Below are 23,639 nucleotides of genomic sequence, written 5' to 3' on the forward strand. Positions count from 1 at the left end.
GTAAGTGAGTGAATCAGTTAGCGGTGGCCAGCTCGGGATTGCCGTTCTGGCGGAATGTGATCAGGGTCACCAGCAGGGCCAAGACAGCCAGCGCTGCGGCGGCGAGAGGCACGCTGGTCAGGCCGTAGCCGTGGGCGATGACGCTGCCGCCGACCCAGGCGCCGAGGGCGTTGCCGACGTTGAAGGCGCCGATGTTCAGGGTCGACACCAGGTTCGGTGCGGCCTGGCCGTAGGTCACGACGTTTACTTGCAGGGCCGGCACGGCGGCGAAACACGCGGTAGCCCAGAGGAACAGGGTGATTTCGGTGGGGATCAGCGCGATGCTGGTCCAGGTCAGGACGGTGGAGGTCACGGCCATGGCGATGAACACGCCGATCAGCGTCGCGGCCAGGCCCTTGTCGGCCAGTTTGCCGCCAATGATGTTGCCGACGGTCAGGCCCAGGCCGATGAGCATCAGGGTCCAGGTCACGCCACGGGGCGAGACGCCGGTGACATCGCCCAGCAATGGAGCGACGTAAGTGAACAGGGTGAATACCGAGGCGGCGAACAGCGCGGTCATGCTCAGCGACAGCCAGATGCCGGCGCCCTTGAGCGCGGCCAGTTCGGCGCGCATGTCGAGTTTTTCTTCGTCACGTTTGGCCGGCAGGAAGCGGATCAGGCCGATCAGCGCGATCACACCGATCACGGTCACTGCCCAGAAGGTCGAGCGCCAGCCGGCTTCCTGACCGAGGGCGGTGCCCAGCGGTACACCCAGCACGTTGGCCAGGGTCAGGCCGGTGAACATCAGGGCCACGGCCGAGGCGCGTTTGTTCGGTGCCACCAGATTGGCCGCGACCACCGAACCGATGCCGAAGAACGCACCGTGGCAGAGGGCGGTGACCACTCGGGCGAACATCAGCACGTTGTAATCAGTGGCGATGGCGCAGAGCAGGTTGCCGATAATGAAGATGCCCATCAGCGTAACCAGTGCAGCCTTGCGCGGCAGTTTTGCAGTGGCCATTGCCATGAACGGCGCACCAATCGCCACGCCCAGGGCGTAACCGGTCACCAGCCAGCCGGCACCGGGGATCGACACACCGAGGTCAGCCGCCACATTGGGCAGCAGGCCCATGATGACGAACTCGGTGGTGCCGATGGCGAAGGCGCTCAAGGCGAGTATGAGTAGCGAGAGGGGCATTGTCTGGTCCTTTTGGCTGGCTGACGTTAAGGGTCAGAGCTCTTTGCTGAGGGTGCTGAGGAACGCCTGGATCACGTCCTCGTTGCGTTTGAAAAAGTGCCACTGGCCGGCCTTCTGGCTGCTGATCAGCCCGGCCCGTTGCAGGGTGGCCAGGTGGGCGGAAACGGTCGATTGCGACAGGCCGCAACGTTGATCGATCTGCCCGGCGCAGATGCCGTACTCGTGGTTGTGGATCTGTTCCGGAAACTGGGCTTTCGGGTCTTTCAGCCAGTTGAGGATGTCTCGCCGTACTGGGTGTGCCAGGGCTTTTATTATTTCGTCGAGGTCAATGTTCATGGCTGGGTGCTCGTGATGTGTGTAGCGCTATATCGCGATGAGGCGAACTTTATATCGGTACTTCGCGATACACCAATATGAATTTGATCTGACGACCGCATAAATCGGTATATCGGGTTATAACGATATGTGAGGTGTAAACAACCGCGGGCGCGGTGCTAAGCTGCGCCCATGAACTATCTCGCACATTTACACCTCGGTGGCCAGCGCCCCGGTCAACTGCTCGGCAGTCTGTATGGCGATTTCGTCAAAGGGCGGCTGCAAGGGCAGTTCGACCCGGAGATCGAAGCGGCGATTGCCCTGCATCGGCAAATCGATGTGTTCACTGATCGCCATACGTTGGTGGATGCGTCGCTGGCGCGGTTTTCGACGACTCGCCGCCGTTACGCGGGCATCGTCCTCGACGTGTTTTTCGACCATTGCCTGGCCCGCGACTGGACGCAGTACGCCGACCGTCCGTTGGGCCAATTCACCACCGACGTTTACCGCGTGCTGTCCAGCGAGCGGCAATTGCCCGACCGCCTGGCGAAGATCGCCCCGCACATGGTCGCCAATGACTGGTTGGGTTCGTATCAGGAGTTCGAAGTGCTGGAGCAGGTGTTGCGAGGGATCTCCCGACGCCTGACCCGACCCGAAGAACTGGCGGGGGCGATGGAGGAATTGCGGCGGTTGTATGAACCGTTGAGCGAAGACTTCCGCTTGTTCTACCCACAGCTGCAGGACTTTGCCGGCCGGCAGCTGTAGATAGAAGTCGCCGCTCAGGCTGCGATCAGATCGCCCGCGTGTTGCGCTTCGACCGGTTTGAGCACATCACCGAACAAGGCTTTCTGCACCGCTTGCTGGGCCTCGTACGCCAATGCCGCGCGCTCCCGACCCTGACAGGCAATCGGCTTGAGCAGATGGATTTCGACATCGCCGCAGTCGTTGCTGAACAGGCGCATCAGGTGCGACAGCAGATCATCGTCACCAATGAACGGCGCCAGCGAATCGATCTTGCCGTCGCGCAGATAACGGATCGCCACCGGTTGCAGCTTCACTTCCGAATCAATCGCCGCCGACAGCAGGCGGCCGTGAAAGGTACGCAGCGAACGACCATCGGTGGTGGTGCCTTCCGGGAACATCAGCAGCGGATGATCGGTTTGCAGGTGACGGGTCATCTGCTTGCGGATCAGCTGGCTGTCGCCCGAACCGCGACGGATGAACAGGCTGCCGGCCTTCGCCGCGAGCCAGCCGGCCACCGGCCAGGTGCGCACTTCGGCCTTGGACAGAAACGACAGCGGCGTGAGCATGCCGAGCAGCGGAATGTCGGTCCACGACACATGGTTGCTGACCCACAGCATCGGCTGTTTCGGCAGCTCACCGTGGACGGTCACGCGAAAGGGCAGGGCATTGCTCAGACGCGCCATGAAAAACCGCGACCAGCGCTGCCGACGCTCCATCGAATGGGCCAGCCCCAGACGTTCGAATACTCCGAAGACACTGGCCATGCTCAACCCCAGTGTCACCACCAGCAGCACTCGCGCGATCCGCGCGTACACCCGCAGCCGGCTCATCACACGGCCGCCTTGAAGTGCTTGGCGTAGCGCGGGCAGAGTTCGTCGCGCTTGAGCAGGATGAACACGTCGGCGACCTGGAAGTCTTCGTCCCAGCACGGCTCGCCGCAGATCTTCGCACCCAGGCGCATGTAGGCCTTGAGCAGCGGCGGCATTTCGGCGATCACGTTCGACGGAATGTCGAGGCTCGGCAGCGGGTTCTTCGGCTCGGCGCGCAGGTGTTCGGTGCACAGATAGCGTTCGCGCAGGCGCTGCATGATCGCGTGGGCCTGTATGCCGCCGTCCTGCATCGGGATGCTCGCGCAACCCATCAGATAGCTGTAGCCGCCCTGATTCAGCACTTCGGCCAGCTCGCCCCAGAGCACGGCGATGGTGCCGCCGTTGCGGTAGGCCGGGTCGACGCAGGTGCGGCCGATTTCCAGGATCGGGCCTTGTAGATGCGCGAGGCCGTGCAGGCTGAATTCTTCTTCGCTGTAGAACTTGCCCAGGCTGCTGGCGGCGGTGTGATCGAGCAAACGGGTGGTCGCCACCAGGCGGCCGGTGTTCAGGTCACGCACGCCGATGTGGCTGCAGTGAACATCATAGTCATCCATGTCCAGACCCAGCTCCGCGCCGTTCAGCTTGGCGTTGAACTCGCCGCTGAACACGTTGAAGCGCAAGGCCTGGGCTTGCTGCAAGGCCTCGGCGCCGATCAGGCGTTCGGCTTGCAGGCGGCGTTCATTGCCGGTGTCGCTGATGCGGGCGATCTGAGTCATGTGAATCTCCGTACGGGCCTTGAACCCGTCATGGGTTGCAGCCGATCGACTTTCTTTATGCAGCCGTGTTGTGCAAAGTCAGGCTATGTAGCCCCGGTGTCATCGCCATGAATGTTTGGTGATGCTTATATGACAGCCCACGAGGAGCCTCTGATGACCTGGTCGACCCTGCTTGAATGTCGCGAACGCCTGCCCGCCGTTGCCGATCTGGCGGAAGGCTTCGCCACGTTGCTGCAGCAACTGGGCAGCGTGACGCCGTTCGAACTGGCGGTGGCGGGAGGGCGGCGAATGGCGACGCCGGGGCTGGCGTTTCTGGTGGGTTATCAGGCGGCGTTGCGCATGCTCTGGCCGAGCGCGCCGCCGAGCCTCGGCGCGATGTGTGCGACCGAGCAGCGCAGCCTGCGCCCTGCGGACATGCAGACCCGACTCACGGATCTGCGCCTCACCGGGCAAAAGGATTTCGTCACTGCCGGCGATGCGGCGGACTGGCTGTTGATCGCCGCGCGCAGTGAACAACCCGGCGAGTCACCGCGCCTGAGTCTGGCGGTGGTGTATCCCGGCGAACCCGGCGTGCGGGTGGAAAAACTCCCGGCGCTGCCGTTGATGCCGGACATCAGCCATGGCCGGCTGCATCTCGACGATGCATTGTGCGAGTTGCTTGCCGGGGACGGTTGGGATGCTTACGTCAAACCGTTCCGCACCCTTGAAGACGTTTACGTATTGAGCGCGATGACCGCGTGGTTGTACGGCGTTGGTCAGGACAGCGGCTGGCCGCAGCTGCTGCAATTGCGCCTGCTGGCGCTGTTGGCCGGGTGCGCGGAGGTCAGTCGCCAGCCGCCGAACAATCCCGCCGGGCATGTGTTGCTCGGCGGATTGTTTGCGCAGTTCGACGGGTTGAAAGCGGAAGTCGATCAGACCCTGCGCAACGGCGATCCTGAGTGGGCGGCGATGTGGCAGCGCGATCAGTCGGTCATGCAACTGGCGGCGGGTGCGCGGGCCAAACGCCTGGCCAAGGCTTTGGGGGCAAACCAAAACACATCTGTCATGAACGCCGGCTAGTCTTCTCAGGTTCATTCCCAGAGCCCTCGCCATGTTCAAAGGCCTGTCCCTGTTTCTGCTGCTGATCAGCTTCACGGTTCAGGCCGAACAATGGCCGGGCGAGCAATGGCCGACCGGCGCGAAACTCACCGGCCCAGCCGTCGAGGCACTGGAGGCCTATGCCTTCCCGACCCGCGATGACAGCACCCGCAAAGGCATCCGCACCGACGCCTTGCTGGTGATCCGCGACGGCCAGCTCATCTACGAACGCTACGCCGCCGCGACCACCGCCGACACCCCGCACCTGACCTGGTCGATCAGCAAAAGCCTGATGGCCACGGTGCTCGGCGTGGCGTACGGCGAAGGCCTGTTCAAGCTCGATGACCCGGCCGCGAAATATTATCCGGTGCTGGAAAAACACCCGGCCGTCACGATCAAGGATCTGCTGCACTGGTCCTCCGGCATCGACTGGCAGGAAGACTACGAGTACGCCCCGCTGAAATCCTCAGTGGTGGCGATGCTCTACACCCGTGGCCACCGCGACATGGCCGCCTTCACCGCCAATCACGACCGCTACGCGCCAGCGGGTCAGGCGTTCCGCTATTCCAGCGGCGACAGCAATCTATTGGCCGCAGCCCTGAAGACCATCGTCGGTCCGCAACGTTATCCGGACTATCCGTGGACAGCGCTTTTCGATCCCTTGGGCATCCGCCATGCCACGTGGGAAACCGACGCCACCGGCACGTTCGTCGCCTCTTCCTACGCTTATATGACGGCCCGGGATCTGGCGCGAATCGGTCTGTTGATGGAGCGGGACGGACGCTGGAACGACCGGCAGTTGCTGCCCAAGGATTGGGTCGCCTTCAACCGCCAACCCTTCGCCGGCTACAAGGCCCATCAGGATGAAGCCGTGCCCGGCGGCCAGTGGTGGCTCAATCGCCCGGCAGACGGCGCGTCGACGCCATGGCCCGACGCACCGCCCGACACCTTCGCCGCCCTCGGCCACTGGGGCCAGGCGCTGTACGTGATCCCGAGCGAAAAACTGCTGATCGTGCGCTACGCCGATGACCGCGACGGCAGCTATCGCCACAACGAATTGCTCAAGCGCGTGCTCGGGGCGGTGCGGCCATGAAACTGTTCAGACGCATCCTGCTGGGGCTGCTGGTCGTGCTGCTGGGCTGGGGCTGGCACGAGCGCGAAAACCTGTGGGCCTTCCCGGACATCATCAGCGCCTACACCGCCAAGGAATATTGTTCGTGTCGCTACGTGATGAACAACGACGCCGAGTATTGCCGGGGCTACGTGAAGCAGTGGCTGCCCAGCGAACTGACCGATGACCGCACGCAAAAAATCGTCACCGCCAGCGGCCTGGGACGCAGCAACAGCGCCCAATGGTTAGGCGAACGCCAGGGCTGTCGCCTGCAACCCTGATCCGGTTCCACCCTGTGGAACCACATTCGATTGTCCTCTCGCGTGTCTCGCGGTTATCTGGCGGTGAGCACGACCTGCCGTTCACGTGTCGTGAAACAACACCGAACAAAAAGACCGGGAACACCCGCGCGAGGAGAACCGTCATGCCCCGACATCAGCACATTCTGGCCTGGCTCAACGACGTGGCTGGCGACCTGCACGCCACCCGCCAGGACATTCACGCCCACCCTGAACTCGGTTTCGAAGAAAGCCGCACCTCGGCGCTGGTCGCCAGGTCGCTGGAAGAGTGGGGCTATGAAGTCCACACCGGCGTCGGCAAAACCGGCGTAGTCGGCGTGCTGCGCAACGGCAGCAGCACACGCAGACTCGGGCTGCGGGCCGACATGGATGCGCTGCCGATCATCGAGAACACTGGCGTCGCCTACAGCAGCCGGCATCAAGGCTGCATGCACGCCTGCGGCCACGACGGGCACACCGCGATGCTGCTCGGTGCGGCGCGTTATCTGGCCGCGACCCGCCAGTTCGACGGCACCCTGACGCTGATTTTCCAGCCCGCCGAAGAGGGCCAGGGCGGCGCCGAAGCGATGCTCGCCGATGGCCTGCTCGAACGCTTCCCGTGTGATGCGCTGTTCGGCATGCACAACATGCCGGGCCTGCCGGCGGGACATCTGGGCTTTCGCGAAGGGCCAATGATGGCTTCGCAGGACTTGCTCACGGTGACTATCGAAGGCGTTGGCGGTCACGGCTCGATGCCGCATCTGGCGGTGGATCCGTTGGTGGCCGCAGCCAGTGTGGTGATGGCTTTGCAAACCGTGGTCGCGCGCAACATCGATGCGCAGCAGGCGGCGGTGGTAACGGTCGGCGCATTGCAGGCCGGCGAAGCGGCGAACGTGATTCCGCAACAGGCGATCCTGCGCCTGAGCCTGCGTGCGTTGAATGCCGAAGTCCGCGTTCAGACACTGGACCGCGTGCGCTCGATCATCGAGTCCCAGGCCGAAAGCTTCGGCTGCACCTCGACCATCGAACACCGCCCGGCCTACCCGGTGCTGGTCAACCACGCCGCCGAAACCGAGTTCGCTCGTCAGGTCGGCGTCGAACTGGTGGGCGCCGATGCCGTCGATGGCAACACTCCCAAACTGATGGGCAGCGAAGACTTCGCCTGGATGCTCCAGCGCTGCCCCGGCGCGTACCTGTTCATCGGCAACGGCGTGGCGCGGCCGATGGTGCATAACCCGGCGTACGATTTTAACGATGACATTCTGCTGACCGGCGCGGCGTATTGGGGCGCGCTCACCGAGAGCTGGCTCAAGCCGGCCTGATTTCTTCACTTTTTGCTGCCGCTGGAACGCAGGTGCGCACGTGCCTGCGTGGTCAACCCACAGCTTCTGGAGAATCCCCATGCAGACTTCGAACGCAGGCGTTTCGCGCACCCGGCAAGTGGTCGCCGCCGTCATCGGCAACGCCCTGGAATGGTACGACTTCATCGTTTACGGCTTTCTGGCGAGCATCATCGCCCGGCAGTTTTTCCCGTCCGACGACGACTACGCCTCGCTGCTGATGGCGCTGGCGACCTTCGGCGTCGGCTTTTTCATGCGCCCGGTGGGCGGCATCCTGCTCGGCATCTACTCCGACCGCAAAGGGCGCAAAGCCGCGATGCAAATGATCATCCGCCTGATGACCGTGTCCATCGCCCTGATCGCGTTCGCGCCGAACTACGCCGCCATCGGCATGGGCGCGCCGTTGCTGATCGTGGTGGCGCGGATGCTCCAGGGTTTCGCTACGGGCGGTGAATACGCCAGCGCCACGGCGTTTCTGGTAGAGAGCGCACCGGCCCATCGCAAGGGTTTGTACGGCTCGTGGCAACTGGTCGGGCAATGCCTGGCGGTGTTCAGCGGCGCGGCGATGGTGGCGCTGGTCACGCACCTGTTTTCCCCCGAAGCGCTGGACAGTTGGGGCTGGCGGATTCCGTTCGTGCTCGGCCTGTTGATCGGCCCGGTGGGCTTGTGGATTCGCAAGCACATGGAAGAGCCGGAAGAATTTCTCGAAGCGCGCAAGAAAGCCAAAGGCGCAGCGCCGGGCCTGTGGCAGGTGCTGCGCGAACATCGCCGCAGCCTGCTGGTGTCGATGGGCCTGGCGTGCGGGGCGACGGTGTCGTTCTACGTGGTGCTGGTGAACATGCCGACCTTCGCCCACAAGAACCTCGGCCTGCCGCTGGATCAAGTGCTGCTGGTGCAGATGCTTGCGGTGGGGCTGATGACTGTGGTGATTCCATTGTCCGGCGCGCTGTCGGATCGCCTCGGTCGGCGGCCGGTGCTGATGGCCTTCACCCTGGCGTTTTTCGTCATGGTTTATCCGTTGTATGTGTGGGTCGCGGCAGCGCCTTCGATCGAGCGCCTGCTGGTGATGCAACTGCTGCTGTGCGCGGCGATTGGCGGGTTCTTCGGCCCGGCTCCGACGGCGCTGGCCGAGCAGTTTCCGATTGAGGTGCGCTCCACCGGCGTGTCGGTGGCCTACAACGTGGCGGTGATGGTGTTCGGTGGTTTCGCGCCGCTGATCGTCACCTGGCTGAGTAAAGTTCTGAACACCCCGGTGGCGCCGTCGTTCTATGTCTTGTTCGCTTGCCTGCTGACCCTGCTCGGTACTTACTGTTTGCAGGAGGCACCCCGCGCGAAGAAATCCGTTGCGCTCAACCTGGGAGTGAAACCGTGAGTCCGTTGGCCATTGATCCGATTGTCGCCCTCGATGCCGATGGGCTGTCCCGAGTGATCCATGCCCGCAAGGTGTCGTGCCGCGAGGTAATGCAGGCCTACCTGTCGCACATTGATCGCTTCAATCCAGCGGTCAACGCGCTGGTCTCGCTGCGCCCGCAGGACGTGCTGCTGCGCGAGGCCGATGAGTGTGATCGGCAACTGGATCGCGGCGAATCCCGAGGCTGGATGCACGGCATGCCCCAGGCGATCAAGGACCTGGCGGCCACCGCCGGGTTGCGCACGACCTTGGGTTCGCCGCTGTTCGCCGAGCAAGTGCCGCGGCACGATGCGATCAGTGTGGCGCGGGTTCGCGACGGCGGCGCGATCATCATCGGCAAGAGCAACGTCCCGGAGTTCGGCCTCGGTTCGCAGACCTACAACAGCGTGTTCGGCACCACCACCAACGCCTACGATCCGGGCCTGATCGCCGGCGGCAGCAGCGGCGGGGCAGCGGTGGCACTGGCCCTGCGCCTGCTGCCGGTGGCCGACGGCAGCGACATGATGGGCTCGCTGCGCAACCCGGCGGCATTCAACAACGTGTTCGGCTTCCGCCCGTCCCAGGGCCGCGTGCCTCACGGCCCGATGCCGGAAGTGTTCGTCCAGCAACTGGCCACCGAAGGGCCGATGGGGCGCACGGTCACCGACGTCGCGCGGTTGCTCTCGACCCAGGCCGGCTACGATCCGCGCGTGCCGCTGTCGCTGGCCGATGAACCACGGGACTTCGGCCTGGATCTGCACCAGGACTGCAACGGCCTGCGTCTCGGCTGGCTTGGCGATTACAACGGCTATCTGCCGATGGACGACGGTGTGTTGAGCCTGTGCGAATCGGCGCTGGCGGATTTCAGCACCCTGGGTTGTCACGTTGAGGCCTGTCAGCCGGACTTCTCCATGGAACGCCTGTGGCAGACCTGGCTCACGCACCGGCATTTTCTGGTGCAGGGCAGCCTTGGCGCCGCCTATGCCGATCCGCAAAAACGGTCATTGCTCAAACCCGAAGCACAATGGGAAATCGAGGGCGGTCTGCGTCTGACCGCTGCCGAGGTCTATCAGGCGTCGGTCGCGCGCAGCGAGTGGTATCGCGCGTTGAGCGAGTTGTTCGAGCGTTACGATTTCCTGCTGCTGCCCACCGCCCAGGTGTTCCCTTTTGATGCACAGCAAGCGTGGCCGCGAGTCGTCGGCGGGCAGACCATGGACACCTATCACCGCTGGATGGAAGTGGTAATAGGCCCGACGTTGGCGGGGTTGCCGAGCATCAGCGTGCCGGTCGGTTTCAACCCGGCCGGGTTGCCGATGGGCCTGCAAATCATCGGCCCGGCCCAGGCGGATCGGGCGGTGCTGCAACTGGCCTATGCTCATGAACAGCTGACCCGCTGGGTCGAACGGCGACCGCCGGCATGCCTGCAATCAGCCTGAGCGGCCCGCATCTTGCTGCACGAAGTGATCTTTCATCCGCATCCATGGAGGTCGAACACATGGGCAGCAAGGCAGACACCGGCAGCGTGCGCTCGGTCGAACGGGCGCTGGCCATCGTCGAGTTGCTCGGCGAGCATCAGGCGTTGGGGCTGGAAGAGTTGCACTACCTGACAACCCTGCCCAAGGCCACGGTGTCGCGGATGCTCGCGACCTTGCAGGAGCAGGGCTGGATCTATCGCGGCCTCAGCGACCGCCGCTACCGGTTGTGCGCCAAACGGCTGTTCGGTGATCGTCAGCAACGTTTCAAACGCCACCTGGTGGAAAGCGCCGCGCCGATGCTGCTGGAGCTCAGCGAGCGCACCGGGCTGGTGGCGGATCTGTCGTGCTTCGACGGCGAACGGGTTGAAGTGATGGAAAGTGCGATCCCGCAGGTGTTGCGCAAGCGCTATCCAACGAACTGCCAGATCGTCGGCCATCACGCCAGCCTGTTTCATTCGGCCATGGGCCGGGCCTGCCTCGGCGAACTCGACAGCCAGGACGTGAAACGTCTGGCCGAACGCGAACAGTTGGCGGATGACGGTGTATTGCAGGCCACCGAACAAGCCTTGCATCAGGGCTTCGGCCAGCGCACCGAAGGTTATTGGGAATACCCCGTGCGCCTGCCGTTCCTGATTCGCGCGGTGGCCTTGCCGATCCGTGCGCAAGGGCGGCTGGTCGGCAGCATGGCGCTGCACTGGCCAATGGATCAGGCGCCGGTGGAACGGGTGCTGAGCCTGCATCTCAACAGCCTCGCGTCGACCATCGGCGAGGTGCAGCAGGGATTGGCCTGAGTGTTTGCACAGACTGACAGTTTGCAATAACGCCAAGGCCAGTTAAGGTTCGTGCACGTTTATCGGCCCCACGAGTCTTCAATGTTCAACCGTTCTCTGTGCAACGCCTTCGCCGGCCTGCTGCTGGGCGCCGCTGCGCTGCCGGCCCAGGCCAACTGGTATCTGGACGGCGAGTCGTCGCGGCTGTCGTTCGTCAGCACGAAAAACGCCAATATTTCTGAAGTGCAGCGCTTTCTGGTGCTGCACGGCAAGGTCGATCCCGACGGGCGCGCCGTGGTCGAGGTCGAGCTGGACTCGATCAACAGCGGCATCCCGCTGCGCGACGAGCGCATGCGCAAGGAGTTGTTCCAGATCGAACAATTCCCCGAAGCGACCATCACCACCCAGATCGACCTGCGCCCGATCAACGATCTGGCCCCCGGCGCGCAGCTTGAATTGCGCTTGCCGCTGACCGTCAACCTGCACGGCAAACAGCACGAATACCCCGCCGAGCTGCTCGCCACGCGCCTCGATGACCGACGCTTTCAGGTGGTGACCCTGGAGCCGCTGGTGATCAGTGCCGAGGATTTCGATCTGCTGCCAGGGCTGGAAAGCCTGCGCAACATGGCCGGTCTGTCGGCCATCAGTCTGTCGGTGCCGGTGGGTGCGGTGCTGATCTTCACGGCGCGCTGACATGCGCGGCGCGGTGTTTCCGTGGCGTGATGGCAACCGCTTCGAGCTGTTGATCGACGGCCCGCAATTCTTCCCGCGCATGCTCGACGAGATTGCCCGCGCCCGCGAGCAGATCGAACTGGAGCTGTATCTGGTGGAGGCCGGTGCCTGTGCCGAAACCATCGTGCAGGCGCTGGTGCTGGCGGCGGAGCGGGGCGTGCGGGTGCGTTGCCTGTTCGACGATTACGGCAGCCTCGCCTTCACCCTCACGTTGCGCCGGCGGCTGACCGGGGCCGGGGTCGAGCTGCGTTTTTACAACCGGCTGAACTGGCGGCGCTGGGTCGGCAATTTCTATCGCGATCATCGCAAGCTGTTGCTGGTCGATCAGCGCTTGGCGGTGGTCGGCGGCACCGGGGTCACCGACGAGTTCTGGACGCCGGGCCACGACACCAGCGAATGGCACGAGGTCATGGTGCAGATCACCGGCCCGCTGGTGCTCGACTGGCAATTACTGTTCGACCGTCAATGGATCGCCAACCGCCATCGCCGGGCCTGGCGGCCCAACGCGCATTTCGGCCTGCCACGGCTGCCGCGCGTGCCGGACACGGGGGAGGGCATGGGCCGCGTGGCCTACGCCGACGCCCGCCAGCATCGGGACATTCTGCAATCGCTGTTCCGCGCGCTGAACAGCGGCCAGCAGCGGATCTGGCTGGCCACGCCGTACTTCCTGCCCACCTGGAAGATCCGCCGTTCCCTGCGCAAGGCCGCCGCCCGAGGTCTCGACGTGCGCCTGCTGCTGACCGGGCCGCGCACCGATCATCCGTCGGTGCGCTACGCGGGGCATCGCTACTACCCGCGCCTGCTCAAGGCCGGGGTGAAAATCTACGAATACCAGCCGTGTTTCCTGCACCTGAAAATGGTGCTGGTGGACGACTGGGTCAGCATCGGTTCGTGCAATTTCGATCACTGGAATCTGCGCTTCAATCTTGAAGCGAATCTGGAAGCGCTGGATCCGTCATTGACGGCAGCGGTGGCGGCGAGTTTCGAGAAGGACTTCGGCCTGAGTCAGCAGGTGAGCCTGGAGGAATGGCGGAAACGGCCACTGTGGCGGCGGGTGAAGCAGCGGATCTGGGGCTGGGTGGATCGGGTGGTGGTCAACTTGCTCGACAGACGCGGCTAAGCGCAATTGATCGTTCCCACGCTCTGCGTGGGAATGCCTCAATGGACGCTCTGCGTCCGCTTTGGGACGCGGAGCGTCCCGGGCTGCATTCCCACGCAGAGCGTGGGAACGATCAGATCCGAACGATCAGGGTGCCGGGATTACAGCAACTCAAAGCTCTGCTGCGTCACGTCCTGGGAATCCAGGCCGATCTGCACGTTGAACTTGCCAGGCTCGGCCGCGTACTTGAGCTGGGCGTTGTAGAACTTCAGGTCATCTTCGGTGATGGTGAAGTGCACGACTTTCTGCTCGCCGGCCTTGAGCATGATTTTCTGAAAGTTCTTCAGCTCCTTGACCGGACGGATCATCGACCCGGTGACGTCCTGGATATACAACTGCACCACGGTTTCGCCGTCACGCTTGCCGGTGTTCTTGACCATGACACTGGCGTCGAGCTTGCCGGTGGCGTTCAGGGTGGTCGAGGACAGCGCCATGTCGCTCAGGCTGAAGTCGGTGTAGCTCAGGCCGTAACCGAACGGGAACAGGGGGCCGGTGGTGTCATCGAAGTACTGCGAAGTGTAGTTGCCCGGTTTACCTGGCGTGAATGGCCGGCCAATGCTCAGGTGGTTGTAGTAGGTCGGGATCTGGCCCACGGAACGCGGGAAGGTCACCGGCAGTTTGCCCGACGGGTTGTAGTCGCCGAACAGCACGTCGGCGATGGCGTTGCCGCCTTCGGTGCCGCTGAACCAGGTTTCCAGAATCGCGTCAGCCTGTTCTTTCTCTTCGAGGATCGTCAGCGGACGGCCGTTCATCAGCACCAGCACCAACGGCTTGCCGGTGGCTTTCAGGGCACGGATCAGCTCGCGCTGGTTTTCCGGGATGTTCAGGTCGGTGCGGCTCGACGATTCGTGGGACATGCCACGGGACTCGCCCACGGCAGCGACCACCACGTCAGTATCCTTGGCGGCTTTCACCGCTTCGTCGATCAACACGTTGGCCGGGCGTGGGTCATCGACCACTTCCGGGGCGTCGAAGTTGAGGAAGTTCAGGTAGTCGAGAACCTTCTTGTCGCTGGTGATGTTGGCGCCACGGGCGTAGATCAGGTTCGCCTTGTCGCCGATCACATTGCTCATGCCATCAAACAGGGTCACCGATTGCGCCGGACGACCGGCGGCCGCCCAGCTGCCCATCATGTCGATCGGGGCCTTGGCCAGCGGGCCGACCAGCGCGACTTTGGCGGTTTTCTTCAGCGGCAGGGTTTCGTTCCGGTTCTTCAGCAGCACCAGGCTGCGACGCGCCACTTCACGGGCGTCGGCGCGGTGCAGGCGACTTTCGGCGTAGGTGTCGGCCGGATCGTCTTCAGCCTTGCCGATGCGAAGGTACGGGTCCTTGAACAGGCCCATGTCGTACTTGGCGGCGAGGACTTCACGCACGGCGTTGTCGATGTCTTGCTGTTCGATCTCGCCGGACTTGAGCAGCCCCGGCAGCTCTTTGCCGTACAGGGTGTCGTTCATGCTCATGTCGATGCCGGCCTTGATCGCCAGCTTCGCCGCTTCCCGACCGTCGCGGGCCACGCCGTGCTTGATCAGTTCGAAGATCGCGCCGTGGTCGCTGACCGCCAGGCCCTTGAAGCCCCAGTCCTTGCGCAGCAGATCGTTCATCAGCCAGGTGTTGGCGGTGGCCGGGATGCCGTTGATCGAGTTCAACGCCACCATCACGCCGCCGGCGCCAGCGTCGATGGCTGCGCGGTACGGTGGCAGGTAGTCCTGGTACATCTTCACCGGGCTCATGTCGACGGTGTTGTAGTCGCGACCGCCCTCGACCGCGCCGTACAGGGCGAAGTGCTTGACGCTGGCCATGATGCTGTCGGCCGCGCTCGGGGTCTCGCCCTGATAGGCCTTGACCATGACTTTGGCGATGCGCGAGGTCAGGTAGGTGTCTTCACCGAAACCTTCGGAGCTGCGGCCCCAGCGCGGGTCGCGGGAGATGTCGACCATCGGCGCGAAGGTGATGTCGAGGCTGTCGGCGGCGGCTTCCTTGGCGGCAACGCGCCCGGACTGGCCGATGGCGTCCATGTCCCAGCTAGAGGCCAGGGCCAGCGGAATCGGGAAAATCGTACGGTGACCGTGGATCACGTCGTACGCGAAAAACATCGGAATCTTCAGCCGGCTGCGCATGGCAGCATCCTGCATCGGACGGTTTTCCGGGCGGGTGATCGAGTTGAAGGTGCCGCCGATGTTGCCGGCGGCGATCTCTTTGCGGATCAGCTCGCGGGGCATTTCCGGGCCGATGCTGATCAGGCGCAACTGGCCGATTTTCTCGTCGAGGGTCATCTGTTTCATCAGATTACTGATGAACGCATCCTTGTTTTCCAGGGGGACCGGGGTCGTGGCGGCCAGTACTTGATGACTGGCCAGGCTGACGAACAGGCCCAGCAAACACAGCTTCTTCATGAATAGTTTTCTCAAGGGCCTAAACGGCGTTACAACACCGGCCAGCCAAAATGTAGGGAGCGACTATTGTTGTTCGGGTGCTGATTCAGAAAACGACAGCCGAATGTACGTCGAACGTTTCGGCGACGTGATCGCGCAGGGCCTCTTTTTAGCCCATCGGCCCGCCGCAATCCAGTGGCGGGGGCGATTATGCCCCAACCGTCGGCTGAGAATGTTTCGCGATTCATTATTCATGAAATGTGCAAGGGAGCACCCGTCCGATGAATGTCAGTCCTGTCTACCGCTCGCGTTTGCAGGTCGCCACCCTGCTGGTGCTGGCCACGTTGTTGACCGCCTGCGGCATCAACAACATCCCCACCCTCGACGAACAGGCCAAGGCTGCCTGGGGCCAGGTGCAGAACCAGTACCAGCGCCGCGCCGACCTGATCCCCAATCTGGTGGAAACCGTGAAGGGCTATGCCAAACACGAGGAAGCAACCCTGACCGCCGTGATCGAGGCCCGGGCCAAGGCGACGTCGATCCAGGTCGATGCCAGCACCCTCGACAACCCGGAAAAGCTCAAGCAGTTCCAGCAGGCCCAGGATCAACTGACCGGTGCCTTGAGCCGGTTGATGGTGGTGTCCGAACGTTATCCGGACCTGAAAGCCAACCAGAACTTCCTCGCCCTGCAATCGCAACTCGAGGGCACGGAAAACCGCATCGCCGTGGCGCGTCGGGATTTCATTCTGGCGGTGCAGAAATACAACACCGAGATCCGCACCTTTCCCGGTCGTCTGTGGCATAGCGTGATGTACAGCAATTTGCCGATACGCGAGACCTTCGAAGCCACCAGCCCCGGCGCGGACAAGGCCCCGGAAGTGAAGTTCTGAGCCGGGGATGCCCATGCGTGTGTTGAAGATGGGCCTGGTGCTGATGCTGTGGCTGTTTGCCGTCAGCGCCCGGGCCGAGTTGACCTTTCCGGCGCTGACCGGGCGGGTGGTGGACGATGCGCAGATGATCGAGCCGTCGGTGCGCACGCAACTGAGCCAGCAATTGCAGGCCCACGAGCAGGCGACCGGCGAACAGTTGGTGGTGGTGACGTTGCCGAACCTGCAAGGCGCCACCATCGAGGACTATGGCGTCGAGCTCGGCCGGCATTGGGGCATCGGCCAGAAGGACAAGAACAACGGCGCCCTGTTGATCGTCGCCCGGGACGAGCGCAAATTGCGCATCGAAGTCGGCTACGGGCTGGAGGACCGGCTGACCGACGCGCAGAGCTCGGTGATCATTCATCAGGTGATCACGCCGTCGTTCAAGGCCGGCAATTTCAGCAAGGGCATCAGCGACGGTGTGGCGGCGATGCTGGTAGTGCTGGGCGGCAATCCGTTGGACGAGCCGTCCACGGTGTATGAATCGGCCGGCGATCCTGCGGACGACTTCGTCTCGCGGCATCCGGCGTTGTTCGTATTTCTGGTGATGTTGTTCATCGTGACTGTTTTTGTCTGCCAGATGCTCGGTATCCTTCCCGCCGGCCGGGGCGGCTCCGGAGGAGGGGGCGGCTTTGGTGGCGGTGGATTTGGCGGCGGCGGAGGCGGCGGGGGCTTCAGCGGCGGCGGTGGCAGTTTCGGCGGGGGCGGGTCCTCCGGCGGCTGGTGATAACAATAATGAGCAGGCACAACACGACATGGCATTACTGACTGAACACGAACAACGCAAGGTCGCCGAGGCCATCGCCCGGGTCGAGCGCGACACCGACGCCGAACTGGTGACGGTGCTCGCGGCCCGCGCCGACGACTACGCGTACATCCCGCTGCTGTGGGCCAGCCTGCTGGCGCTGGTGGTGCCGGGGATCGTGCATTACCTGACCGGCTGGCTGACCATGCACAGTCTGTTGCTGGTGCAGTGGGTCAGTTTTGTCGTGCTGTGCCTGGTGTTTCGCCTGCCCAGGGTCACCACTCATCTGATCCCGCGCCACGTCCGGCACTGGCGCGCCTCGAACCTCGCGCGGCGGCAGTTTCTCGAACAGAACCTGCATCACACGGTGGGCAGCACCGGCATGCTGATTTTCGTCTGCGAGGCGGAGCGGTATGTGGAGATTCTGGTGGACGAAGGGATTTCCAAAAAGCTGGATAACAAGAGCTGGGACTCGATTGTCGCGGCGTTTACCGAGCAGGTGCGGCAGGGGCAGACGTTGCAGGGCTTTGTTACCTGTATCGAGGCGTGCGGCGAGTTGCTCAAGGTGCATGTGCCGGTGACGCAGGTCAGGAATGAGTTGCCGAATCGGTTGGTCGTTTTGGGGTAGCTTTGATTTTTGCGTTCGGCTTGAACCCCCCCCTCACCCCAGCCCTCTCCCCAGAGGGGAGAGGGGGAAGGGAGCCGATTTTCTTGGGTTTCAAATCTTGAGTTCGACTCGGTATTTCAGGTCGGCGTAACTCAAGAAAACAACTCGGTCGGCTCCCTCTCCCTCCGGGAGAGGGTTGGGGTGAGGGCCGCTTTTAAAAGCCGTTCGGTAAATAAGAGCGTGTCCCCAACCCCCATCCCCCCTAAACTAGCGTCCATTCCCGATTTGCCCGTCCGAGGCCGCTTTTTCCCATGTCCGTTACCGCTCCCTCCGCATCTGCCAAACCGGTACCCGATCACCACGCCCGGTTCATCGAGCTGCTGCAAACCAGCCTCGAACAGAATGGTTTCATCAAACTGGTGCTGGCCAAGTACGTCGGCGAAGAAGCGGATCTGCAGCGGATCATCATCAAACCGGTGACGGTCAAGGCGCAGCCGTGCCTGTCGTTCGTTTTTCGCTACAAGACTCGCGACATCACCAAGAACCTGCCGCTGGATGAAGCGGTGGCGACGATTGCCGGGCTGCTGCCGGCGGCGTTCAAGAATGCGCATTTGCTGGCGCTGACGGACGAAGCCCAGCTCGAATACAGCAAAAAGGGCAAGAGCTCGCTGTTCATGAGCAAACCTCAGCAATTGCGTGAAGTGCCGTCCGCCGAGCACAACCGCGAGAAAAACCGCTTCCTCGATCTGAACCGACCGTTCCTCAAGGATCTGGGCGTGACCAACGCCCAGCACGAGCTGATCCCGGCGATGTCGCGCAAGTGGAAGCAGATCAACAAGTTCATCGAAGTCTTCAGCCACGCGCTGACCTCGTCGCCGCTGGCCCTGGACAGACCGGTGCGGGTGGCGGATTTCGGTTCGGGCAAGGGGTATCTGACGTTCGCCATTCATGACTATTTGCGCAACACCCTGAAGGCCGAAGGCGAAGTCACCGGCGTCGAGTTGCGTGAAGAAATGGTCAACCTGTGCAACACCGCCGCGCAGAAACTCGAACACCCGGGGCTGGTGTTCAAATGCGGTGATGTGCGCAGCGTGGCGCCGAGCGAGCTGGACGTGATGATCGCCCTGCATGCCTGCGACATCGCCACCGACTACGCGATCCACACCGGCATCCGCTCCGGCGCCTCGATCATCATGTGCTCGCCATGCTGCCACAAACAGATCCGCTTGCAGATCCAGAGCCCGGCGCTGCTCAAGCCGATGCTGCAATATGGCCTGCACCTGGGCCAGCAGGCGGAAATGGTCACCGACAGCCTGCGTGCGCTGTTCCTCGAAGCCTGCGGTTACGAGACCAAGGTGTTCGAGTTCATCTCCCTGGACCACACCAACAAGAACAAGATGATTCTCGCCGTGAAGCGCGCCGAGCCGGTGGACCCGACTCAGCTGCTGGTGAAGATTCAGGAGTTGAAGGCGTTCTACCAGATCAGCGAGCACTGCCTCGAAACCCTGCTGCTCGCTGACGGTTTGCTGAAGCTCAAGGCTTGAGCTGAACCCCGGCCGGTAATGTGCCCGGTTGAGCCGGGCGCACCGCGGTCTTGCGCCCGAGCATCACCGTCGCGATCACCCCGCAGGCGAACAGCCAGGTGATCGGCTCCACGTGTTCCCCGAAGAACAACGCGGAAAACGCGATGGTGAAGAAGATCTGCAACAACTGGATCTGACTGACCCGGGCAATGCCACCCATCGCCAGCCCGGCGTACCAGGCGAAGAACCCCAGAAACTGCGAAAACAGCGCGACATAACCGAAGGCCCACCAGGTTTTCGCCGACACCGCGCCCTGATGCTGCAACGCCAGGTACAGCACCGGGCCGATCAGCAGCGGCGTCGACAGCACCAGCGCCCAGCAGATCACCTGCCAGCCGCCCATCTCCCGGGCCAGACGCCCGCCCTCGGCATAACCCAGACCACCCACCGCAATCGCACCCAACATCAACAAATCCCCGGCCTGAATGCTGCCGGCGCCGGTGTACAACGCGTATCCCAGCACCAGCGCACTGCCCAGTGCGGCGCAGGCCCAGAAGGCTTTCGACGGACGTTCATGGGACAACCACGCCGCATAAAGCGCCACGCACAGCGGCTGCAAACCGTTGACCAGCGCGCCATGGGAGGCCGGCAGGGTCTGCATGGCCCACGCCGACAGCACCGGGAAACCGAGGATCACCCCGGCGATCACCAGGCTCAGGCCTTTGACTTGCTTCCAGGTCGGCCACTTTTCCCGTCGCCACAACAACAGCGCTGCTGCCGGAATTGCCGCGAACAACGCGCGGCCGAGGCCGTTGAGCAGCGGGTGCAGTTCCTGCACCACGATGCGGGTGAAGGGCAGGGTGAGGCTGAAAATCACCACGCCGAGCAGGCCGAGGGCCATGCCGGTGTTTTCGCGCGAAGACATGAGGGCAACCAGATTCGAAGATGACAGGAAGGTGTCTTCATCTAGCCACAAACCACGGCAGTCGGGCTGTTACAGCTGAGCGCAGAGTTATCCATACAGTTTGCGAACGCCATCGCGGTCCTTGGGCTACTGTGAATATTCCTGCGCATTCACCAGAGGAGTCCTGCCCATGGCCGCGAAAAAGATACTGATGCTGGTCGGCGATTACGTCGAAGACTACGAAGTGATGGTGCCGTTCCAGGCCCTGCAAATGGTCGGTCACACCGTGCATGCCGTGTGCCCGGACAAGGCCGCCGGCAAGACCGTGCGCACCGCGATCCATGACTTTGAAGGCGACCAGACCTACAGCGAGAAGCCCGGTCACCAGTTTGCCCTCAATTTCGATTTCGCCAAGGTTGATGCCAAGGACTACGACGCCCTGCTGGTGCCGGGTGGCCGTGCGCCGGAATACCTGCGGCTGAACGAAAAAGTCCTCGAACTGGTGCGTGCTTTCGACAAGGCCGGCAAGCCGATTGCCGCCGTCTGTCACGGCGCGCAACTGCTGGCGGCGGCGGGGATTCTCGAAGGTCGCGAGTGCAGTGCTTATCCGGCCTGCGCCCCGGAAGTGCGCCTGGCCGGCGGCACCTACATCGACATCCCGGTCACGGACGGCCATGTCCAGGGCAACCTGGCCACTGCGCCCGCCTGGCCGGCGCACCCGAAATGGCTGGCCGGTTTCCTCGGGTTGCTTGGAACCAGAATCACCCTGTGACACATCGAAAAGGAGAAACACCATGTCCGGATGGTATGAGTTGAGCAAAAGCAGCAACGGCCAGTACAGGTTCGTACTGAAAGCGGCGAACGCCGAAACCATTCTGAACAGCGAGCTGTACACCAGCCGCACGGCTGCCGAAAACGGCATCGCCTCGGTGCAGGCCAACAGCCCGCTGGACGAACGCTACGAGAAAAAATCGACGAAGGACGGTCACCCCTACTTCAACCTCAAGGCGGCCAATCACCAGATCATCGGCAGCAGCGAATCCTATTCATCGGACGCGGCGTGTGCCAAAGGCATCGCCAGCGTCAAGGCCAACGGGCCGTCCAAGGTGATCAAGGACAAAACCCTGCCGGTGCTTTGAACCACCCATGACGTTCAGTCGCCAAATCCTTGGCGACTGAATTCTGGCTATGTGCCATCATTTCGCTTATCCTCCGCCGCCAATCCAAGGAAGGGGCGCGAGATGACTCTTTCGCGGATTTTTTGAACAACTGCCGCCAGAGTTTTCCCACTGATGATCCGCCTTTTCGCTGTCCTGACCCTGCTGCTCGGCTTGAGCGGCTGCTATAGCCTGTCCCCGACCCAAATCGATGATGAACTCGCACCGAGTGCCGATTCCGGCACCGCGTATCTGGTGGGTGTGGTCGGCATCTGGCCAAAAGCATCCTATGCGGCCCAGGAACAGATGCTGCTGATCCGCAAGCGTGGCAGCGACGAATTCGCCAGCGCGCGCTTGCACAACGAGTTCTATGCTCGCACCGCACGAGACGTGCGCGAGACCGGCCGCGGTATCGGCACGCTGTTCGTGATGCCGCTCAAACCCGGTCGCTACGAAATCTACAACGTGCGATTCGATCGCGGCAGATCGGTGTCCTGGAGCCGTGAAGACTTCACTATCGGCATGCAGCTTGAAGCGGGCAAGGCTTACTACATCGGTGACTTCCGTGCCGGCTGCGTGTCCCCCAGCGACAGCACCTGCCTGTTTCTGCACAGCGATCATCTCGAACGCGACGCCGCGCTGGTCCGCGCCAGATATCCGCAAGTACCCGGCCTGCAACGACTGGACATGCCGAACCTGTACACCGCCACACCGTTTATTCGTGAAGAGAACGGCACCAGCGCCTCCGTCTACAAAGCCATGCTCTCGGGGAAATTCTGATGCTCATCAAACGTCTGCTTCTGGGCTTGCTTCTGCTGCTCGGTGGCTGCCAGGCCACCCATTCGCTGAAGGCGCCGGACGTCGATTACAGCAGCCAGCAATTGCCGGCCATCAACGTCAGTGTGATCGGCATGCCGAGCTGGATGCTGCGTGACGAATTGCGTCGGCGTGGCACCTTTGAAGAAGTGAAGGCCGGCCGCAGCGAAGACGGCTACAACGTTTTGGTGATTGCCAACAGCGATGTCGGCGGGATTCAGCCGCAGATGCTTCTGAGCGCCTTCACTCTGTTTCTGGTGCCGGTGCCAGTGAGTTTCGACAGCACCGTGGTGTTCAGCCTCAGCCATGGCAAGCAGATACTGGGCGTGTACACCGTGAAGAATCACACCGAATCCTGGCGCGGCGCATTCAATGCCTCGGGCGGTCAGTTCGAACACATGCGCTTGATCAGCGACACGTTCATCGCGCAGATTCTCAAGGATCAGCCGTTCCACCGCGAAGCCATGAAACGCGCCGCCAGCCTCTGATCGACGGCCACAAAAAATCCCGCCCGGCGTAAACCGGGCGGGATTTTTTTCGTTCAACGCAAGGTGTTCAGCAAGGCCTGCAATTGCGTACGCCCGGCCTCAGCCAGCGGGAACACCGGCAAACGCGGATCGCCGACTTCCAGATCGGTCAGGTGCAGACCGGCCTTGATCGTCGCCGGCAAGCCGCCCTTGAGGATGAAGTCCAGCAGCGGCAACTGGCGGTAGAACAGCTCCCGCGCCTTGCCGAGATCCCCTGCCAGTGTGGCTTCGTACAAATCCAGATTGAGTTGCGCAATCAGGTTCGGCGCCGCCGTGCACCAGCCCTTGGCCCCGGCAGCGAAGGCTTCCAGCGCCAGCGGGTTGCAGCCGTTGTAGAACGGCACCCGGCCTTCGCCCAGCAGTTGCAGCTTGTGCATGCGCTGGATGTCGCCGGTGCTCTCCTTGACCATGGTCACGTTTTCCACGCCGTTGACGATACGCAGGATCAGCTCCACCGACATGTCGGTGCCGCTGGTGGCCGGGTTGTTGTAGAGCATGATCGGCACGCCGATGCTGTCGCCGATGGCGCGGTAGTGGGCGAGGATTTCCGCTTCGGTGAGCTTCCAGTAGGACGTCGGCAGCACCATCACCACGTCGGCGCCATGGGCTTCGGCAAAGCGTGCGCGCCGTACCGCTTTGGCGGTGGTCAGGTCGGACACGCTGACCACGGTCGGCACGCGTTTGGCGACGTGCTTGATGCTGAATTCGGCGACCTGGTCCCACTCCGCATCGCTCAGGTAGGCGCCTTCGCCGGTGCTGCCCAGTGGCGCGATGGCGTGAACGCCGCCGGCGATCAGACGGTCGATGGAGCGGCCGAGGGCCGGCAGGTCGACGCCTTCGCCATAGGCGCCGAACGGGGTGATGGTGTAGCCGATGATGCCGTGAATGTTGGACATGAGAGTGCTC

General features: G+C 62.9%; 25 protein-coding genes. 18 read left to right on the plus strand and 7 right to left on the minus strand.

The genetic code is table 11. From position 1 onward, the window contains the following. Positions 1-13 precede the first annotated feature (13 nt). Together PDR5_RS06545 and PDR5_RS06550 are read right to left on the minus strand one after the other, a co-directional pair. Positions 14-1,177 (minus strand): MFS transporter, encoded by a 1,164-nt coding sequence (locus PDR5_RS06545; protein ID WP_011332833.1) that lies wholly within the window; start codon positions 1,175-1,177, stop codon positions 14-16. A 33-nt stretch (positions 1,178-1,210) separates the two neighbouring features. Then, the gene (locus PDR5_RS06550; protein ID WP_007957866.1) at positions 1,211-1,513 is read right to left on the minus strand and encodes an ArsR/SmtB family transcription factor; all 303 of its coding nucleotides are present in this window, start codon (positions 1,511-1,513) and stop codon (positions 1,211-1,213) included. 171 nt (positions 1,514-1,684) lie between these two features. On the opposite strand from PDR5_RS06550, the gene PDR5_RS06555 reads away from it, so the two are divergent. Further along, positions 1,685-2,257, plus strand: a complete 573-nt coding sequence (locus PDR5_RS06555) for an acyl carrier protein phosphodiesterase (RefSeq protein ID WP_064594000.1) — start codon at positions 1,685-1,687, stop codon at positions 2,255-2,257. Positions 2,258-2,271: 14 nt separating this feature from the next. Here PDR5_RS06555 and PDR5_RS06560 read toward each other — a convergent pair whose 3' ends face one another. Both PDR5_RS06560 and olsB read right to left on the minus strand, forming a co-directional pair. Further along, a complete protein-coding gene (locus PDR5_RS06560; RefSeq protein ID WP_064594002.1) occupies positions 2,272-3,066 on the minus strand; it encodes a lysophospholipid acyltransferase family protein in 795 nt (264 codons plus the stop codon). Next, on the minus strand, positions 3,066-3,821 hold the full coding sequence (gene olsB / locus PDR5_RS06565; protein WP_064594004.1) for an L-ornithine N(alpha)-acyltransferase: 756 nt from the start codon (positions 3,819-3,821) through the stop codon (positions 3,066-3,068). The genes PDR5_RS06560 and olsB overlap by 1 nt, the downstream gene beginning before the upstream one ends. A 153-nt stretch (positions 3,822-3,974) precedes the next feature. Between olsB and PDR5_RS06570 the strand changes: the two genes are divergently transcribed. The 9 genes from PDR5_RS06570 (at position 3,975) to PDR5_RS06610 (ending at position 13,114) form a co-directional block, all read left to right on the plus strand. Continuing rightward, the gene (locus PDR5_RS06570; protein WP_064594006.1) at positions 3,975-4,880 is read left to right on the plus strand and encodes an acyl-CoA dehydrogenase family protein; all 906 of its coding nucleotides are present in this window, start codon (positions 3,975-3,977) and stop codon (positions 4,878-4,880) included. Positions 4,881-4,911: 31 nt separating this feature from the next. Further along, a complete protein-coding gene (locus PDR5_RS06575; RefSeq protein ID WP_064594008.1) occupies positions 4,912-5,991 on the plus strand; it encodes a serine hydrolase domain-containing protein in 1,080 nt (359 codons plus the stop codon). Beyond that, entirely contained in the window at positions 5,988-6,290 is a 303-nt protein-coding gene (locus tag PDR5_RS06580; RefSeq protein WP_064594010.1) for a hypothetical protein, read from the plus strand. Before PDR5_RS06575 ends, PDR5_RS06580 begins: the two co-directional genes overlap by 4 nt. Before the next feature lie 143 nt (positions 6,291-6,433). Then, on the plus strand, positions 6,434-7,609 hold the full coding sequence (locus tag PDR5_RS06585; RefSeq protein WP_064594011.1) for a M20 aminoacylase family protein: 1,176 nt from the start codon (positions 6,434-6,436) through the stop codon (positions 7,607-7,609). Between the two features lie 79 nt (positions 7,610-7,688). Further along, entirely contained in the window at positions 7,689-8,999 is a 1,311-nt protein-coding gene (locus PDR5_RS06590) for a citrate-proton symporter (protein WP_064594013.1), read from the plus strand. Continuing rightward, positions 8,996-10,453, plus strand: coding sequence for an amidase (locus tag PDR5_RS06595; RefSeq protein ID WP_064594015.1), 1,458 nt, complete (start codon positions 8,996-8,998; stop codon positions 10,451-10,453). The genes PDR5_RS06590 and PDR5_RS06595 overlap by 4 nt, the downstream gene beginning before the upstream one ends. Positions 10,454-10,512: 59 nt before the next feature. Further along, positions 10,513-11,283: an IclR family transcriptional regulator gene (locus PDR5_RS06600; protein WP_064594017.1), complete on the plus strand. Its 771-nt coding sequence runs from the start codon at positions 10,513-10,515 to the stop codon at positions 11,281-11,283. 81 nt (positions 11,284-11,364) lie between these two features. Continuing rightward, positions 11,365-11,955 (plus strand): YceI family protein, encoded by a 591-nt coding sequence (locus PDR5_RS06605; protein ID WP_064594019.1) that lies wholly within the window; start codon positions 11,365-11,367, stop codon positions 11,953-11,955. Between the two features lies 1 nt (position 11,956). After that, entirely contained in the window at positions 11,957-13,114 is a 1,158-nt protein-coding gene (locus PDR5_RS06610; RefSeq protein WP_064594021.1) for a phospholipase D-like domain-containing protein, read from the plus strand. A gap of 140 nt (positions 13,115-13,254) precedes the next feature. Here PDR5_RS06610 and bglX read toward each other — a convergent pair whose 3' ends face one another. After that, positions 13,255-15,546 carry a beta-glucosidase BglX gene (bglX, locus tag PDR5_RS06615; RefSeq protein ID WP_064594023.1) on the minus strand — a complete coding sequence of 764 codons (2,292 nt, stop codon included), beginning with the start codon at positions 15,544-15,546 and terminating at the stop codon, positions 13,255-13,257. 260 nt (positions 15,547-15,806) lie between these two features. On the opposite strand from bglX, the gene PDR5_RS06620 reads away from it, so the two are divergent. The 4 genes from PDR5_RS06620 (at position 15,807) to PDR5_RS06635 (ending at position 19,350) form a co-directional block, all read left to right on the plus strand. Then, positions 15,807-16,415 carry a LemA family protein gene (locus PDR5_RS06620; RefSeq protein ID WP_039771481.1) on the plus strand — a complete coding sequence of 203 codons (609 nt, stop codon included), beginning with the start codon at positions 15,807-15,809 and terminating at the stop codon, positions 16,413-16,415. A 13-nt stretch (positions 16,416-16,428) separates the two neighbouring features. After that, the gene (locus PDR5_RS06625) at positions 16,429-17,181 is read left to right on the plus strand and encodes a TPM domain-containing protein (protein ID WP_064594025.1); all 753 of its coding nucleotides are present in this window, start codon (positions 16,429-16,431) and stop codon (positions 17,179-17,181) included. Between the two features lie 28 nt (positions 17,182-17,209). Beyond that, positions 17,210-17,827 (plus strand): TPM domain-containing protein, encoded by a 618-nt coding sequence (locus PDR5_RS06630; RefSeq protein ID WP_039772747.1) that lies wholly within the window; start codon positions 17,210-17,212, stop codon positions 17,825-17,827. Positions 17,828-18,117: 290 nt separating this feature from the next. Next, positions 18,118-19,350: a class I SAM-dependent methyltransferase gene (locus tag PDR5_RS06635; RefSeq protein WP_064594027.1), complete on the plus strand. Its 1,233-nt coding sequence runs from the start codon at positions 18,118-18,120 to the stop codon at positions 19,348-19,350. Here PDR5_RS06635 and PDR5_RS06640 read toward each other — a convergent pair. Continuing rightward, positions 19,340-20,254: a DMT family transporter gene (locus tag PDR5_RS06640; RefSeq protein WP_064383007.1), complete on the minus strand. Its 915-nt coding sequence runs from the start codon at positions 20,252-20,254 to the stop codon at positions 19,340-19,342. The genes PDR5_RS06635 and PDR5_RS06640 overlap by 11 nt on opposite strands. A 169-nt stretch (positions 20,255-20,423) precedes the next feature. On the opposite strand from PDR5_RS06640, the gene PDR5_RS06645 reads away from it, so the two are divergent. The 4 genes from PDR5_RS06645 (at position 20,424) to PDR5_RS06660 (ending at position 22,694) form a co-directional block, all read left to right on the plus strand. Continuing rightward, the gene (locus PDR5_RS06645; RefSeq protein ID WP_064594029.1) at positions 20,424-21,005 is read left to right on the plus strand and encodes a DJ-1/PfpI family protein; all 582 of its coding nucleotides are present in this window, start codon (positions 20,424-20,426) and stop codon (positions 21,003-21,005) included. Between the two features lie 22 nt (positions 21,006-21,027). Continuing rightward, positions 21,028-21,372, plus strand: a complete 345-nt coding sequence (locus PDR5_RS06650; protein ID WP_064594030.1) for a YegP family protein — start codon at positions 21,028-21,030, stop codon at positions 21,370-21,372. Between the two features lie 153 nt (positions 21,373-21,525). Then, positions 21,526-22,170 carry a hypothetical protein gene (locus PDR5_RS06655; protein ID WP_039772743.1) on the plus strand — a complete coding sequence of 215 codons (645 nt, stop codon included), beginning with the start codon at positions 21,526-21,528 and terminating at the stop codon, positions 22,168-22,170. After that, complete coding sequence (locus PDR5_RS06660) at positions 22,170-22,694, plus strand: hypothetical protein (protein ID WP_064383015.1); 525 nt, start codon at positions 22,170-22,172, stop codon at positions 22,692-22,694. Before PDR5_RS06655 ends, PDR5_RS06660 begins: the two co-directional genes overlap by 1 nt. Positions 22,695-22,747: 53 nt before the next feature. Here PDR5_RS06660 and PDR5_RS06665 read toward each other — a convergent pair whose 3' ends face one another. Next, complete coding sequence (locus PDR5_RS06665; RefSeq protein ID WP_064594032.1) at positions 22,748-23,629, minus strand: dihydrodipicolinate synthase family protein; 882 nt, start codon at positions 23,627-23,629, stop codon at positions 22,748-22,750. Positions 23,630-23,639 lie beyond the last annotated feature (10 nt).

Origin of the sequence: Pseudomonas sp. DR 5-09, assembly GCF_001655595.1 — a bacterium.
GTDB classification, from domain to species: Bacteria; Pseudomonadota; Gammaproteobacteria; order Pseudomonadales; family Pseudomonadaceae; genus Aquipseudomonas; species Aquipseudomonas pharyngis.

What these genes read in the sequence shown, in the direction of transcription:
- PDR5_RS06545 (WP_011332833.1), bottom strand. Translation starts at nt 1,177, where the DNA reads ATGCCCCTCTCGCTACTCATACTCGCCTTGAGCGCCTTCGCCATCGGC.
- PDR5_RS06550 (WP_007957866.1), bottom strand. Translation starts at nt 1,513, where the DNA reads ATGAACATTGACCTCGACGAAATAATAAAAGCCCTGGCACACCCAGTA.
- PDR5_RS06555 (WP_064594000.1), top strand. Translation starts at nt 1,685, where the DNA reads ATGAACTATCTCGCACATTTACACCTCGGTGGCCAGCGCCCCGGTCAA.
- PDR5_RS06560 (WP_064594002.1), bottom strand. Translation starts at nt 3,066, where the DNA reads ATGAGCCGGCTGCGGGTGTACGCGCGGATCGCGCGAGTGCTGCTGGTG.
- olsB (WP_064594004.1), bottom strand. Translation starts at nt 3,821, where the DNA reads ATGACTCAGATCGCCCGCATCAGCGACACCGGCAATGAACGCCGCCTG.
- PDR5_RS06570 (WP_064594006.1), top strand. Translation starts at nt 3,975, where the DNA reads ATGACCTGGTCGACCCTGCTTGAATGTCGCGAACGCCTGCCCGCCGTT.
- PDR5_RS06575 (WP_064594008.1), top strand. Translation starts at nt 4,912, where the DNA reads ATGTTCAAAGGCCTGTCCCTGTTTCTGCTGCTGATCAGCTTCACGGTT.
- PDR5_RS06580 (WP_064594010.1), top strand. Translation starts at nt 5,988, where the DNA reads ATGAAACTGTTCAGACGCATCCTGCTGGGGCTGCTGGTCGTGCTGCTG.
- PDR5_RS06585 (WP_064594011.1), top strand. Translation starts at nt 6,434, where the DNA reads ATGCCCCGACATCAGCACATTCTGGCCTGGCTCAACGACGTGGCTGGC.
- PDR5_RS06590 (WP_064594013.1), top strand. Translation starts at nt 7,689, where the DNA reads ATGCAGACTTCGAACGCAGGCGTTTCGCGCACCCGGCAAGTGGTCGCC.
- PDR5_RS06600 (WP_064594017.1), top strand. Translation starts at nt 10,513, where the DNA reads ATGGGCAGCAAGGCAGACACCGGCAGCGTGCGCTCGGTCGAACGGGCG.
- PDR5_RS06605 (WP_064594019.1), top strand. Translation starts at nt 11,365, where the DNA reads ATGTTCAACCGTTCTCTGTGCAACGCCTTCGCCGGCCTGCTGCTGGGC.
- PDR5_RS06610 (WP_064594021.1), top strand. Translation starts at nt 11,957, where the DNA reads ATGCGCGGCGCGGTGTTTCCGTGGCGTGATGGCAACCGCTTCGAGCTG.
- bglX (WP_064594023.1), bottom strand. Translation starts at nt 15,546, where the DNA reads ATGAAGAAGCTGTGTTTGCTGGGCCTGTTCGTCAGCCTGGCCAGTCAT.
- PDR5_RS06620 (WP_039771481.1), top strand. Translation starts at nt 15,807, where the DNA reads ATGAATGTCAGTCCTGTCTACCGCTCGCGTTTGCAGGTCGCCACCCTG.
- PDR5_RS06625 (WP_064594025.1), top strand. Translation starts at nt 16,429, where the DNA reads ATGCGTGTGTTGAAGATGGGCCTGGTGCTGATGCTGTGGCTGTTTGCC.
- PDR5_RS06630 (WP_039772747.1), top strand. Translation starts at nt 17,210, where the DNA reads ATGGCATTACTGACTGAACACGAACAACGCAAGGTCGCCGAGGCCATC.
- PDR5_RS06635 (WP_064594027.1), top strand. Translation starts at nt 18,118, where the DNA reads ATGTCCGTTACCGCTCCCTCCGCATCTGCCAAACCGGTACCCGATCAC.
- PDR5_RS06640 (WP_064383007.1), bottom strand. Translation starts at nt 20,254, where the DNA reads ATGTCTTCGCGCGAAAACACCGGCATGGCCCTCGGCCTGCTCGGCGTG.
- PDR5_RS06645 (WP_064594029.1), top strand. Translation starts at nt 20,424, where the DNA reads ATGGCCGCGAAAAAGATACTGATGCTGGTCGGCGATTACGTCGAAGAC.
- PDR5_RS06650 (WP_064594030.1), top strand. Translation starts at nt 21,028, where the DNA reads ATGTCCGGATGGTATGAGTTGAGCAAAAGCAGCAACGGCCAGTACAGG.
- PDR5_RS06655 (WP_039772743.1), top strand. Translation starts at nt 21,526, where the DNA reads ATGATCCGCCTTTTCGCTGTCCTGACCCTGCTGCTCGGCTTGAGCGGC.
- PDR5_RS06660 (WP_064383015.1), top strand. Translation starts at nt 22,170, where the DNA reads ATGCTCATCAAACGTCTGCTTCTGGGCTTGCTTCTGCTGCTCGGTGGC.
- PDR5_RS06665 (WP_064594032.1), bottom strand. Translation starts at nt 23,629, where the DNA reads ATGTCCAACATTCACGGCATCATCGGCTACACCATCACCCCGTTCGGC.